General features: G+C 41.5%; 1 protein-coding gene. It reads left to right on the forward strand.

Annotated elements, in window-relative coordinates; all coding sequences use genetic code 11:
- Nucleotides 1-75: 75 nt before the first annotated feature.
- A partial coding sequence (locus A3756_RS19105) for a HAMP domain-containing protein (protein ID WP_156490608.1) occupies nt 76-858 on the forward strand: 783 nt, incomplete at its 3' end.

Genomic DNA, 858 nt, shown 5'->3' on the forward strand with positions numbered 1-858 from the left:
GTGTGTCTGGTATTAATTTCCGCGACACTAGCCTACGTTTTATTTGAGCAATCTAGGATAGATAAGAAGTTTTTGTTGGTAGACAAAATTATTAGCCATACTGGAATAGTCGATCAAGCACAAACTGTGTTTGTATCCCTATTAGCCGAACAACGGGCTTCTATTCGAGTCAAAAAAGAAGGTTCACAGTTCAGTAATCTTATTGACGAGCTAAACGCTCTCTTGGAAACAATTGAGCATAAACCCATATTAGCTGAAAAAGAACAATTTCTGTTGAAACGAGTTAGAAGTGACATTGCTCGCTTATCTAGCCTGAGCTCGAACCTATTAGTTTTAGCGGGTTCTACCGAAACTAGCGGGAAAAACAGCTTGTTGAGTGAGTTCGATGCATTAGGCCAGAAAATCACCACACAGCTAGACCAGATTCATATTTTTCTTGACCATGAATTAGAAAAAGCTTTTCATGAAGCATCTGAGATGCGTTATGGCGCACAAAAAAGCGTTGTCATTAGCGGCACGCTTCTCGTCTTTTTCCTTGTCTTTTTTAGCTTCCAGCTAGTTCGTTCGATTACACGTCCCATTAACGACCTGGTTAAGGCGACTCAGAGGCTTAAAAGCTCAGAATGGGATTATCGAGTCAATTTAGATACCGGGGACGAATTGGAGGAACTTGCTGACAGTTTCAACAGCATGGCTGAACAGCTTTCCCATCAACACCTAAGCCTCAAAGACCAACTGGATAGACACAGTATTCAGCTAAAGGAACGTTCTTTAGACCTTGAGATACTTTTATTGGCAAGCGCTGAACTCTCGTCCGAGTTAGATATTGAGCAGTTGCTAAAGCTTATGGCGCAGAAA

The organism is Oleiphilus sp. HI0086, from assembly GCF_001635225.1.